The organism is Streptomyces justiciae, assembly GCF_015163075.1.
In the GTDB taxonomy this organism is placed as follows: Bacteria; Actinomycetota; Actinomycetes; order Streptomycetales; family Streptomycetaceae; genus Streptomyces; species Streptomyces justiciae.
Window position 1 is genome coordinate 64,574 of the sequence record NZ_JADDXU010000001.1, and the last position, 12,193, is coordinate 76,766.

Sequence of the window (12,193 nt, forward strand, 5' to 3'; positions counted from 1 at the left end):
CGCTCAGCGCAGACTGAACGTCGCCAGGCGCAGGCCCTCCCCCTTCAGCACCAGGTAGACGTCGGTACGGCCCTTCGCCGCCCGTGACAGGTCGGCGGTCACCGTCTCGTAGGTGTACGGCGAGGCGGTGCCGCCGAAGGTCGCCGTGCCGGCGAGGGGGCCGGTCGGGGAGCCGAGGCGTACCTCGACCGTGCCGGACGAACCGGCCACGCGAGCTGTGAACTTCCGGGCACCCGAGCCGAGTTGGGTGTCGGCGAACTTCAGCCACGCCCCGTCGGAGGCCGCCGACACCGCCGTACCGCGCTCCTTGGACTCGTCGACGAGGTGGGTGCTGTCGTAGTCGTCGAAGTTCTCGGCGCGGGTCGTGCGGGTGAGGTCGCGGGCCGGGATGGTCTCGCCGGCGACCTGCCAGGTGGTGCGAGCGCGGATGTCGGTGGAGGAGGCGCCGGCCAGGACGTCGTAAGTGCCCTTCTCCGTCACCCACTTGGAGCGGGTGACGTCCCAGTGGGCGAGGTCCTTCGGCGACAGCTTCAGACGGACCGTCCTGGTCTGGCCCGGCTTCAGCGAGACCCGCTGGAAGGCCTTCAGCTGCTTCAGCGGCTGCTTGTCGCGGGAGACGCGCTGGTGGGTGTAGAGCTGGACGACCTCGGCGCCCGCGCGGCTGCCGGTGTTGGTGACCTTCACCTCGTAGCCGTCGGCCGTCCTGCGCAGGTCGCCGTAGCGGAAGGACGTGTAGGAGAGGCCGTAGCCGAACGGGTAGAGCGCCTGGCCCTTGAAGTACTGGTAGGTGCGGTCGGACTTGATGATGTCGTAGTCGAGGATCGACGGGAGGTCGGACTCGGAGCGGTACCAGGTCTGGGTGAGGCGGCCGGAGGGGTTGGCGTCGCCGTACAGCAGGTCCGCCAGGGCGTTGCCGGTCTCCTGGCCCGCGTGGGACGTCCACAGGAGCGCCGGGACGTCCTGCTGGAGGGCGCCGAGTGTGGTCGGGTAGCTGTTCTCGACGATCACGACCGTCTTCGGGTTGGCCTCGCGGACCGCCTTGACCAGGGCTTCCTGGGCGGGGGCCAGGCCCATGTCGGTGCGGTCGTGGGCCTCACGGCCGTTGATCGACGGGTTGGAGCCGACCACGACCACCGCCGCGTCCTTGCCCTTGACCGCGGCCACGGCCTCGTCGACGCCGCTGCGGACGACGTCCTTCGTGTAGTGGGCGGCCTGCTCCTTGGACACCAGGCCGAGGGTACCGTCCGGGCCGGTCGGGCCGACGTAGACCGGGTTCGACCACCAGGGCTCCTCGGTCTCGTAGCCCGCGTAGCGCAGCAGGTAGCTGCCGTCGGCCTGCTCCTCCAGCTTGAACTGCTGCTGGACGTACCAGCCGTTCGGCTGTGCCTGGTCGTCGGCGAATCCGGACCAGTTGTAGCCGACGTACTTGCCGCTGACCGCCGAGCGCAGGGTCACCACGCCCCCGCCCCAGTCGAGGACGTCGAACTGGGTCTGCTGGGTGGGGCTTTGGGCGCTCTCCTTGAGCAGGGCGTCGCCGGTGGTGATGTACTTCCCGGTCGCCGCGTTCTTGAGCGCGATGCGGTCGACGCCCTCGCTGCTGGTGACGTCGGTGCCGAGCTTGGCGGCGATGCCCTCGGCCGGGGTGACCGCGTAGGGGAGGGTGCCGGAGTACCAGTCGGTGTAGAGGGTGTCGGCGAGGGGGCCGACCACGGCCACGTCCTTCTCCGACTTCTTCAGCGGCAGCGTGCCCGACTGGTTCTTGAGCAGCACCGCGCCCTCGGTGGCGGCCTTGCGCGCGAGCTGCTGGTGGGCGGGGCTGTTGATGACGGACTTGTCGATCGAGCCGTACTTGCCGCCGCCCGGGTCGAACTCGCCGAGGCGGACGCGGACGGACAGGATGTGGCCGGCCGCCTCGTCGACGTCCGCCTCCTTCAACAGGCCTTTGTCCAGGGCGGACTTGACGGCGCCGGTCGTCACCGAGGCGTCCGCGTTGTTGTCCGTGAAGCTGTCGATGCCGGCCTTGATCGCGGCCGCGTCGCCCTCGACCACGCTCGGGTAGTACTGCTGGTCGCCGTGGAGGTTGCCGGGGGCGAAGGCGTCGGTGACGTTCAGGAGGTCGTAGGAGGACCAGCCGCGGACGGTGTCGTTCAGGTCCGGGTTCACCGTGTTGGGGCGGCCGTTGACGAGGTTGTACGACGACATCACGCCCGTCGCCGCGTCCGCCTCGATCGCCGGTTTGAAGGCCGCCTCGTCGTATTCCTTCGCCACGCGCGGGCGCAGTTCGGAGTTGGTGGTGGTGCGGTGCCACTCGTTGTTGTTGGCGAGGTAGTGCTTGAGGGTGGGGGCCGTCTTCAGGTGGTCGGGGTCGCCGCCGGTCAGGCCCTCGCCGTACGCCGTGGAGATCGCGCCGGTCAGTGCGGGGTCCTCGCTGTAGCCCTCCTCGTTGCGGCCCCAGCGCGGGTCGCGGAGCAGGTTCACCACCGGCGCCCAGAGGTTGAGGCCCCAGCCGTCGGGGCGTTCCTGCTGGAAGCCGCGGGCCTCGTCACCGACCGCCGAGCCGACCTGTTCAAGGAGGGCCGGGTCCCAACTCGACGCAAGGCCGACGGCCTGCGGGAAGACGGTGGTCTCGCCGAGCCAGGCGACGCCGTGCAGGGCCTCGGTGCCGGTGCGGAAGGACTGGATGCCGAGGCGGGGGATCGCGGCCTGGTACTGGTGGAGGAGGGAGATCTTCTCGTCGAGGGTCAGCCGGCCCAGGAGGTCGTCGACGCGCTGGTCCACGGAGAGGGACGGGTTGCGGAAGGGGTACGCGGGGTCCTCGGCGTGGGCGGGGACGGTGGCGCCGAGCCCCGCCACCAGGGCCAGCGCCACCACGAGCGTGGATCTACGTCTTGTGCTGCCTCTCATCGAGCGGCTCCTTCGAGTAGGTCCTTGCATCAACAGGGGTCATCTCAGGGCGTGTTGCGCGGTGCGGTGCTCGCGCGTTCCGTCATCCGGGGCGGCAGCAGCGTGGCCTCGGGCACGGTCTTGGAGTCGAGCTTGCGCATCAGCAGCTCCACGGCCCGCTCGCCCACCTCGGCGGACGGCAGGGCGACCGAGGTGATCGGGACGCGGAGGTTCTCGGCGAGTTCGTCGGGGCAGATCGCGGTGATCGACAGGTCGGCGGGGACGCGCAGACCGAGCTGCTCGAAGGCGTCGACGAGCGGCTCCAGGATCGCCTCGTTGTGCACGACGACGCCCGTCAACGCGGGCTGCTCGCGCAGCAGTTGCTCGGCCACCTCGCGGGCCGCGGCGGGTGTGGCCTCGCAGGGGTGGACGGAGGAGGCGAGGCGGCCCCGGTCGGCGGCGGCGGTGAAGCCCTGGACCACGCGCTGGGCGAACGCGGTCTGGCGGACGTAGACCTCGGGCGGCGAGCCGACGAGGGCGACCACCCGGTGTCCCAGCCGGGCCAGATGCTCCACGCACGCCTCGCCGGCCGCCTTGAAGTCGAGGTCGATGCAGGTCAGGCCCTCGGCGTCGGCGGGGAAGCCGATCATCACCGACGGCCGCTCCAGGGAGCGCAGCAACGGCAGCCGGGGGTCGTCGAGTTGGACGTCCATGACGACGAAGGCGTCCACGAGCGCGGTGTCGGCGACCCTTCTGAGGCCGTCCTCGCCCTCCTCCTGGGTGAGGAGCAGCACGTCGTGGTCGTGGCGCCGGGCGGTCGTCACCACCGACACCGCGAACTGCATGACGACCGGGACGTGGATGCCGGCCCGTAAGGGCACGACGAGGGCCAGCACATTGGATCTACTGCTGGCCAGGGCGCGGGCGCCCGCGTGCGGGCGGTAGCCGAGCTCGCGGATGGACGCCTCGACGCGCTGCCGGGTCTCCTCGGAGATGGGGCGCTTGCCGCTGAGGGCGTAGGAGACGGTGCTGGGGGAGACGCCGGCGTGCCGGGCCACGTCCGTGATCTTCACCATCAGCCCAGCTCCAGCGAGAGGAAGCCGGTGCCCGCCTGCCCCCGCGCGGTCCGCTCCCCGGCGGCCAGCCCCCACGGCGCCGCCGGATCGCTGCACGACGCCCGCAGGGTGTCCCCTTCGCGTACGACGGTGAAGGCGACCTCCCCGACCCGCACCACCGCCCGGTCGCCCCGCCGCAGCCGGTAGGCGTGCAGGGTCACGCCGTCGGCGTGGTCGTAGTCGGGCCGGTCGGCCACCGCGCCCACCGGGATCACCGCACCCGGCCTGACCAGCAGCGGCACGCTCATGAAGTCGTGCTTCTCCTTCACCCAGCGCGGTCCGGTCACCGTCTCGCCGCTCACGTAGTGGGTCCAGGTGCCCTCGGGCACGTAGTAGGCGACCTCCCCGTCGTCGGAGAACACCGGCGCCACCAGCAGGTCGGGGCCGAGCATGTACTGCCGTTCCAGATGCGCGCACCCGGGGTCGTCCGGGAACTCCAGCACCATGGCTCGCATGACGGGCGTGCCCTCGGTGTGGGCGGTGCGGGCGGCCTCGTACAGGTAGGGCATGAGGCTGAGCTTGAGCCGGGTGAAGTGCCGCAGGACGTCTACCGACTCCTCGTCGAAGAGCCACGGGACGCGGTAGGAGGAGCTGCCGTGCAGCCGGCTGTGGGAGGACAGCAGGCCGAAGGCCAGCCAGCGTTTGAACAGGGCGGGGCTCGGGGTGCCCTCGAACCCGCCGATGTCATGGCTCCAGAAGCCGAAGCCGGACAGCCCGAGGGACAGCCCGCCCCGCAGCGACTCGGCCATCGACTCGTACGTCGCCTCGCAGTCGCCGCCCCAGTGCACCGGGAACTTCTGGCTGCCGGCCGTCGCCGAGCGGGCGAAGACGACCGCCTCCTGCTCGCCGCGGTGCTTGCGCAGCACGTCGAAGACCGTGCGGTTGTAGAGGTACGTGTAGTAGTTGTGCATCCGCTCCGGGTCCGAGCCGTCGGCCCAGGCCACGTCCGTCGGCACCCGCTCGCCGAAGTCCGTCTTGAAGCAGTCCACGCCCTGGGCGAGCAGCGCCTCCAGCTTGCCCGCGTACCAGTCGCGGGCGGCCGGGGAGGTGAAGTCGACCAGCGCCATGCCCGGTTGCCACAGGTCCCACTGCCAGACGCTGCCGTCCGGGCGTTTCAGCAGATGCCCGAGCGCCTTGCCCTCCGCGAACAGCGGGGAGCGCTGGGCGATGTACGGGTTGATCCACACACTGACCCGCAGCCCCCGCGCCCGCAGCCGCGACAGCATGCCCGCCGGGTCGGGGAAGACCCGCGGGTCCCACTGGAAGTCGCACCAGTTGAACTCGCGCATCCAGAAACAGTCGAAGTGGAAGACCGACAGGGGCAGTTCGCGCTCCCGCATGCCCTCGATGAATGACGTCACCGTCTCCTCGTCGTACGAGGTCGTGAAGGACGTCGACAGCCACAGCCCGAACGACCAGGCGGGCGGCAGCGCGGGGCGGCCGGTCAGGGCCGTGTACTTGCGGAGGATGTCCTTGGGGTCCGGGCCGTGGATGACGTAGTACGTCAACTGCTGCGTCTCGGCGCTGAACTGGACCCGGGACACCGCCTCCGAGCCGACCTCGAAGGAGACCTTGCCCGGGTGGTCGACGAAGACGCCGTAGCCCGCGTCGGTGAGGTAGAAGGGCACGTTCTTGTAGGCCTGTTCGGTGGCCGTGCCGCCGTCGGCGTTCCAGATGTCGACGACCTGGCCGTTCTTGACCAGCGGGCCGAAGCGTTCGCCGAGGCCGTAGACCGAGGTGCCGACGGTGAGGTTCAGCTGCTCGCGCAGATAGTGGGCGCCGTCCGCGTCGCGCATGATGCCCATGCCCTTGGGGCCGCTGGAGGTGAGCGTGCGGCCCTCGGCGAGGAAGTCGACCTGCCAGGAGCCCGTGCGGGCCACCCGGACCGACAGCGCGCCGGAGGTGAGGGTCGCGTGCTCCTCGTCGTACTCCGTGTGAACGGAGAACTCTTCTTTGCTGACGTCGAACTGGGGCCCGCGCGGCTGTTCGCCCTCGAAGTGGGTGAAGGTGACGCCGATGACGTCCGGCATCGGGGAGTGCGCGCTGATCGTCACGACCGGTCCCTTCAGCAGGTCGCCGCGGTGGCGGATGGGCTGCGTGGGCGCGTGGATCTCCAGCGCGCCCTCGGCGGCGGTGACATCGAGGACCTCGACCGGGTGGGCCGCGGTGACACCCTCGCGCAGCAGCCAGTAGCCGTCGGTGAACTTCATGTGGGGGGTTCCTTACTTCACCGCTCCCACGGCGATGCCGCGGGTGAGCGTGCGCTGGAAGAGGAGGAAGAACACGATCGCGGGCAGCACGCCGAGCAGGGCGGCCGCGTTGGTCATCGTCGCGTCCATCAGACGCTGGCCCTGGAGGACGCCGAGGGCCACCGACACCGTCTGGTTGTCGTTGGAGATCAGCATGACCAGGGGGAGCAGGAACTCGTTCCAGGTCCAGATGAAGAAGAAGACCGCCAGCACCCCGAGGGTCGGGCGGCTTACCGGCACGACGATCCGCCACAGGATCTGCCACTTGTTCGCACCGTCGATCCGGGCCGCCTCGATGATCTCGCGCGGGAACTCACCCAGGACGGACGACAGCAGGTACGTCCCGAACGCCGCCTGGATCACCGTGAACACGATGATCACGCTGAGGCGGGTGTCGTAGAGCCCCGCCTCCTTGCTCAGGTAGTAGATCGGGTAGACCAGCGCCTCCTGAGGCAGCATGTTGGCGAGCACGAAGAAGGCGAGGACCCAGGTGCGGCCCTTGATGCGGCCGATGCCGATCGCGTACGCGTTGAGGACCGACAGGACCACGGCCAGGATCGCGACGAAGCCGCTGATCAGCAGGGAGTTGAACAGCTTCTGGCTGTAGTCGACGCGCTCCCAGAAATCCTTCAGGCCGTCCACGTAGAAGCCCTCGGGGAAGCTGAGCGGGCCGTTCTGGCTGTACTCCGCCGGGGACTTGAAGGCGTTGAGGGCGACGATCAGGAACGGCACGATCATGAACAGTGCGGCGACGCACAGGGCGATGAGGACGGGGTAACGCCGTAGCGCGGTGCTCATGCTTGGTCCTCCGCGCGGGTCTGGAGTTTCAGGCCGATCAGGGAGAGCGCCAGGATGATCACCGTGAGCACGGTGGAGATCGCGGCGCCGTAGCCGACCTGCGTCTTCTCGAAGAACGTGGTGAAGGAGAAGTAGGAGGGGACGTTCGTCGCCCCGCCCGGGCCGCCCTTCGTCAGGACGTACACCGCCCCGAACACCTTCAGCGCGGCGATCGTGCACCAGGTCAGCACGACGTAGATCTCCGGGCGGATCTGCGGCAGCGTGACGTGCCAGAACCGCCGCCACCAGCCGGCTCCGTCCAGCTCGGCCGCCTCGTACAACTGCGGGTCCACGCGCTGGAGTCCGGCCATGAAGACCACCAGCGGGAAGCCGAGCTGCACCCACACCATCACGCCCATCACGCTGTAGAGCGCGATGTCGGGGTCGCCGAGCCAGTCCTGTTGCCAGGAGGAGAGGCCGACGGCCTTGAGGAGTTCGTTCAGCGAGCCGTTGTCGGGGGCGAGGATCCAGCTCCACACGATGCCGGCGACCGCGATCGGCAGCACCTGCGGCAGGTAGAAGCAGGCCCGCAGGACGGCCACGACCTTCGAACCGAAGTGCTTGCCGATGTAGTCGAACAGCGCGGCGGCCAGGACCAGTCCGACCGCCGTCGGTACGGCCGCCATCGCGACGACCATGAACAGGCTGTGCCGGAACGACGCCCAGAACTCGGAGTCGTCCATCAGCTCGCGGTAGTTGGCGAGCCCGGTCCAGCTGGGGGAGCCCACGCCCTGCCAGTCGGTGAAGCCGACGTACGTGTTCATCAGGAACGGGACGATGATCACGGCCAGGAAGGCGAGGACACCGGGGAGCAGGAACAGGGCGTAGGAGTCGCGGGGGCGGCGGGGGTGACCGGCCGGTGCCGCCTTGCCGGTCACCCCGCGCTTCTCGACGGTGACCGTCATTGCTTCGGCGCGCCCTTGTCGTAGGCGTCCTGGAGAGCGTCCAGATAGCCGTCCGGCTTCTCGCTGTCGGTGATCAGCTTCTGGGTCTGGGAGACGAGGACGTCGTAGAAGCCGGGCACCGGCCAGTCGGGGTAGAAGGCAAGGCCGTCGCGCTGGGAGAGGGTGTTGAAGTTGTCGATGAGCGCCTTCGACCGCGGGTCGGTGATCGCGCTCGCGTCGGCGGCGACCGGGACACCGCCCTTGTTGCCGAGCAGGTTCTGGATCTTCTTCGACATGGTGATGTCGATGAAGTCGTAGGCGAGTTCCTTGTTCTTCGCGCCCTTCGGCACCACCCACAGGTTGCCGCCGGAGCCGAGCGTCATGTTCGAGTCGGGCCACAGGAACGTGCCCCAGTCGAACTTCGCCTCGTCGACGAACCGGCCGTACCACCAGCTGCCGGAGAAGAAGATCGGCGCCTTGCCCTGGATGAAGGAGACGCCCGCGTCCTCGGCCTTGGTGCTGGAGGACGTCTTGGCGATGTAGCCCTTCTTCACCCAGTCCGCGTACGTCTCGGCGGCGTACGTCCAGGCCGCGTCGTGGAAGTCGGTCTTGCCCTTGTAGAGCTCGTACGAGTCCACCCAGGCGCGGTCCGCCTTCGACAGCGCGAGCTGGTAGAGGTACTGCTGGGCCGGGTACTCGGCGCCCGCGTTGGCCAGCGGGGTGCCCTTGTTCTGGACGAACTTGTCCATCGCGGCCGTCAGTTCGTCGAACGTCTTCGGCGCGGCGATCCCGTACTTCTTGAACAGGTCCTTGTTGTAGAACACCATCGTGTACTCGGCGTAGTTGGGCACGCCGTACCACTTGCCGGACCCCATGACCCCGTTGGTGTCGTACACGCTGGTGGTGCGCACGCTGCTGCTGAGCTTCTTGTCCCAGCCGCGCTTGGTGGCCTCCGCGGTGAGGTCGGTGAGCAGACCCTGTTTCGACAGCAGACCGGCCGTCGCGTTGCCCTTGTTGTACTCCATGACGTCGGGCGCGTCGGAGGAGTTGAGGACCATCGGGGCGGTCTTCTGGATCTGCTCGAAGCCCTTCTCCTCGAACTCCACCTTCACGCCCGGGTGTTTGGCCTTGAACTCCTTGATCGCCTCGTTCCAGGCCTGCCCCATCGCGCTGTTCGGGGCCTCGTAGTGCCAGAGCTTGAGTGTCTTGCCGTCTCCTGAGGACCCGCTGTCGGAGTCCCCGCAGGAGGTCAGGAGCAGTGCTCCGGCGGCCAGGACCGCCGTCGCCACCACACGCCTTCGTGCCGTCAACATCCCGTGCCTCCAGGGGAGTCGGAGCCGGATGGATCTTCGGAGCTTTCTCATGGCGTCGAACCGTTTCGACGACTTACGTCGAAGCGCTTCGACGGGGGAAGGTATGTGCGGGCTGTGGACGAGTCAATGGATCGCGCGAGAATTGCCGTGACCGCGATCACCGGGGGCGGGAGACGCCATGACGATGACGACCGAGGTGCGCGAAGCGCCGATCGTGACCGCGAACCCCGTGCTGGGTTCGATGAACGACCTGCTCACAGACCCGCTCGGCACGTACGAACGGGCCCGCCGCGACCACGGTGACGTGGTGCGCTTCCGAGCCGGTCCGCCGGGTCTGCGAGCCGATATTTACGCCGTCTTCTCGGCGGAGGGCGCACAGCAGGTGCTGGCCGGGCAGGCCGCGAACTTCCGCAAGGACAACGTTTTCTACGAGGAGTTGCGCAGGTCCATCGGCAACGGGCTGCTCACCAGCCAGGACGAGACGTATCTGCGGCAACGCAGGCTGGTGCAGCCGCTGTTCACCCGGCGGCGGGTGGACGGGTACGCGGGGCAGGTCGCGGCCGAGGGGGCGGCGCTGGCCGGCGAGTGGCGCGAGCGGGACGGGGACGTCGTCGAACTCGTCGGTGAGATGCACCGGTTCGCGTTGCGGATGGTCGGGCGGATTCTGTTCGGCACGGACATGGAGAAGGCGTTCGACGTCGTCGAGCGCACGCTGCCGCCGCTCCAGGCGTACGCGCTCAGGCGGGGGCTGTCCCCGGTCAAGCCGCCGCGCTCCTGGCCCACGCCGGCCAACCGCCGGGCGGGTCGGCTGCAAGGCGAGCTGTTCGCGCTGTGCGACGAGATCATCGCCAGTCGGCGGGGTGGCGGGGGCAGCGCGTCGGACGACCTCGCCAGTCTGCTCGTGCACGCCCGGAACGCCGAGGACGGCAGTCTCGACGCTGACGAACTCCGGGAGCAGGTGCTGATCTTCCTGGTGGCCGGGCATGAGACGACCGCCACGGCGCTGGCGTTCGCCCTGCACCTTCTCGCCCGGCATCCCGAGGAGCAGCGGCGGGTTCAGGAGGAGGTCGACGGAGTGCTGGGCGGCGGCGACCGGGTGCCCACGGCTGCGGACATGGAGGCGTTGCCCCGGCTCACCATGGTGGTCAAGGAGGCGATGCGGTTGTATCCGTCGGCGCCGGTGATCGGGCGGCGGGCGGTCGGCGACGCGGTGATCGACGGCGTGCGGATTCCTGCCGGGGCTGACGTGATTGTCAGTCCTTGGGTGACCCATCGGCATCCCGCGTACTGGGATGAGCCTGGGCGGTTCGACCCCGGGCGCTTCACTGCGGAGGCGGAGGGTGGTCGGCCTCGGTATGCCTGGTTTCCGTTCGGGGGTGGGCCGCGGGCGTGTATCGGGCAGCACCTGTCGATGTTGGAGTCGGTGTTGGGGGTGGCGGTGTTGCTGCGTGACTTTGCGTTCGAGGTGGTGGGGGAGGGGGAAGTGCCGGTGGGGGCTGAGGTGACGTTGCGGGCGAAGGGGGTGGCGAGGGTGAAGATTGCGCCGCGGGGGTGAGTGCTGTTTTTCGGGTGCTGCGCCGTTGTGGCTGGTCGCGCAGTTCCCCGCGCCCCTTCAGCGGCGTTGCTGTGAGCGTGATCACCAAGGCTAGGGCCGCTGCTGTTACCGGCACGCTGTAGCCCGCTGTCGGTGACAGGTGTTCGGCCGTCCAGCCGCCCAGCGCGCTGCCCCCTGCTATGCCGCCCAACAGACCCGTCACCGCGAGCGTCATGCCCTCGTTGAGGCGGCCTTCGGGGGTGCGGTCCTGGATCAGGGTCATCGTGGTGACCATCGTGGGAGCCGTCGCCATGCCGGCGATCAGGAGGGCGCCCGCGACGAGCGGGAGGGAACCAGCGGCACCCGCCGCCAGCAGTGGCAGCGTCAGTAGTGCCGTCATCGCGGCCAGGCACCACGGGTGGCGGGACTCGGCTCGGCCGCGTAGCTTCAGGGCGCCGTACACCAGGCCCGCGCCGCACGAACCCGCCGCCTGAAGGCCGAGGACGACCCCGGCCGCCGACGCGTGGCCCCGCGCGTCCGCGAACGCGATCGTGACGACCTCCATGGAGCCGAACACCGCGCCCATGGCCAGGCACGCGAGCAGCAGTGGGGGCATCCCCGGGGCCCGCAGCGGTGTCTTCGCGTGGGTCTGCTGCTGGACCGGGGGTTCCGTCGAGCGCTGGGCCGTGAACAGGAGCATCCCCGTCACCAGCAGTACGGCCGCGACCAGCGTGCCCGCCTCCGGGAACAGCGTTCCGCACAGCAGGGCCGCGAGCACCGGGCCCAGCATGAAGCACAGTTCGTCGGCGGCCTGCTCGAAGGAGTTCGCGGTGTGCAGCGCCTTGTCGTCGCCCTTGAGGAGGTGCGCCCAGCGGGCGCGGGACATGCCGCCGATGTTGGGGGTCGTGGCGGTGGCGGCGTACGCGGCGAACAGGGTCCAGGCCGGGGCGTCGTAGCGCACGCAGAGGAGGAGGGCGAGGGAGCCGAGGGCCGCGAGGAGCGTGGCCGGTACGGCGACGCGGGCCTGGCCGTGGCGGTCGACGAGGCGGGCGGTGAAGGGGGCCAGTACGGCCGTAGCCGCGAGGCCCGTCGCGCTGACGGCGCCGGCGAGGGCGTACGACCCCCGCGTCCCGGCGATCATGACGACCGCGCTCACGCTGAACATGCCCATGGGGAGCCGGGCCAGCAGGTTGCCGGCGGTGAAGGCGCGGGTGCCGGGGTGGGCGAAGAGGCGGCGGTAGGGGCCGGGGTCGCGGGGTGTGCGGGGCGGGCGCGGGGTGAAGTCGGCGATGACCAGGGTTTCGCCGGTGGTGGTGAAGAGGGGGCGGTGGGTCGGTTGCGGCATGGGTCCACCGTCGCCGGTGGGTGATCTTGCGGT

At 69.6% G+C, this 12,193-nt stretch carries 7 protein-coding genes and 1 pseudogene; 1 reads left to right on the plus strand and 7 read right to left on the minus strand.

Going from position 1 to position 12,193, the window contains the following annotated elements:
* Positions 1–3: 3 nt before the first annotated feature.
* From IQ210_RS00255 to IQ210_RS00280, 6 genes are read right to left on the minus strand one after another with little or no spacing between them, the layout of a single operon-like run.
* A complete protein-coding gene (locus IQ210_RS00255) occupies positions 4–2,904 on the minus strand; it encodes a glycoside hydrolase family 3 protein (protein ID WP_194075427.1) in 2,901 nt (966 codons plus the stop codon).
* Between the two features lie 44 nt (positions 2,905–2,948).
* On the minus strand, positions 2,949–3,959 hold the full coding sequence (locus IQ210_RS00260) for a LacI family DNA-binding transcriptional regulator (protein WP_194075429.1): 1,011 nt from the start codon (positions 3,957–3,959) through the stop codon (positions 2,949–2,951).
* The gene (yicI, locus tag IQ210_RS00265; RefSeq protein ID WP_194075431.1) at positions 3,959–6,208 is read right to left on the minus strand and encodes an alpha-xylosidase; all 2,250 of its coding nucleotides are present in this window, start codon (positions 6,206–6,208) and stop codon (positions 3,959–3,961) included. The genes IQ210_RS00260 and yicI overlap by 1 nt, the downstream gene beginning before the upstream one ends.
* A 12-nt stretch (positions 6,209–6,220) precedes the next feature.
* Positions 6,221–7,045 carry a carbohydrate ABC transporter permease gene (locus IQ210_RS00270; protein WP_194075433.1) on the minus strand — a complete coding sequence of 275 codons (825 nt, stop codon included), beginning with the start codon at positions 7,043–7,045 and terminating at the stop codon, positions 6,221–6,223.
* A complete protein-coding gene (locus tag IQ210_RS00275) occupies positions 7,042–7,989 on the minus strand; it encodes a carbohydrate ABC transporter permease (protein ID WP_194075435.1) in 948 nt (315 codons plus the stop codon). The genes IQ210_RS00270 and IQ210_RS00275 overlap by 4 nt, the downstream gene beginning before the upstream one ends.
* Positions 7,986–9,281: an ABC transporter substrate-binding protein gene (locus IQ210_RS00280; protein WP_194075437.1), complete on the minus strand. Its 1,296-nt coding sequence runs from the start codon at positions 9,279–9,281 to the stop codon at positions 7,986–7,988. Before IQ210_RS00280 ends, IQ210_RS00275 begins: the two co-directional genes overlap by 4 nt.
* A gap of 178 nt (positions 9,282–9,459) precedes the next feature.
* Here IQ210_RS00280 and IQ210_RS00285 point away from each other — a divergent pair, with 178 nt between their 5' ends.
* Positions 9,460–10,836 carry a cytochrome P450 gene (locus tag IQ210_RS00285; RefSeq protein WP_194075440.1) on the plus strand — a complete coding sequence of 459 codons (1,377 nt, stop codon included), beginning with the start codon at positions 9,460–9,462 and terminating at the stop codon, positions 10,834–10,836.
* A 72-nt stretch (positions 10,837–10,908) separates the two neighbouring features.
* Here the strand turns inward: IQ210_RS00285 and IQ210_RS00290 are convergent.
* A pseudogene (locus IQ210_RS00290) lies at positions 10,909–12,160 on the minus strand (MFS transporter); the annotation flags it as partial.
* Between the last annotated feature and the right edge of the window lie 33 nt (positions 12,161–12,193).

Excerpts from the sequence above, each read along its gene's own strand:
- IQ210_RS00255 (WP_194075427.1), bottom strand. The coding sequence starts at position 2,904 with ATGAGAGGCAGCACAAGACGTAGATCCACGCTCGTGGTGGCGCTGGCC.
- IQ210_RS00260 (WP_194075429.1), bottom strand. The coding sequence starts at position 3,959 with ATGGTGAAGATCACGGACGTGGCCCGGCACGCCGGCGTCTCCCCCAGC.
- yicI (WP_194075431.1), bottom strand. The coding sequence starts at position 6,208 with ATGAAGTTCACCGACGGCTACTGGCTGCTGCGCGAGGGTGTCACCGCG.
- IQ210_RS00270 (WP_194075433.1), bottom strand. The coding sequence starts at position 7,045 with ATGAGCACCGCGCTACGGCGTTACCCCGTCCTCATCGCCCTGTGCGTC.
- IQ210_RS00275 (WP_194075435.1), bottom strand. The coding sequence starts at position 7,989 with ATGACGGTCACCGTCGAGAAGCGCGGGGTGACCGGCAAGGCGGCACCG.
- IQ210_RS00280 (WP_194075437.1), bottom strand. The coding sequence starts at position 9,281 with ATGTTGACGGCACGAAGGCGTGTGGTGGCGACGGCGGTCCTGGCCGCC.
- IQ210_RS00285 (WP_194075440.1), top strand. The coding sequence starts at position 9,460 with ATGACGATGACGACCGAGGTGCGCGAAGCGCCGATCGTGACCGCGAAC.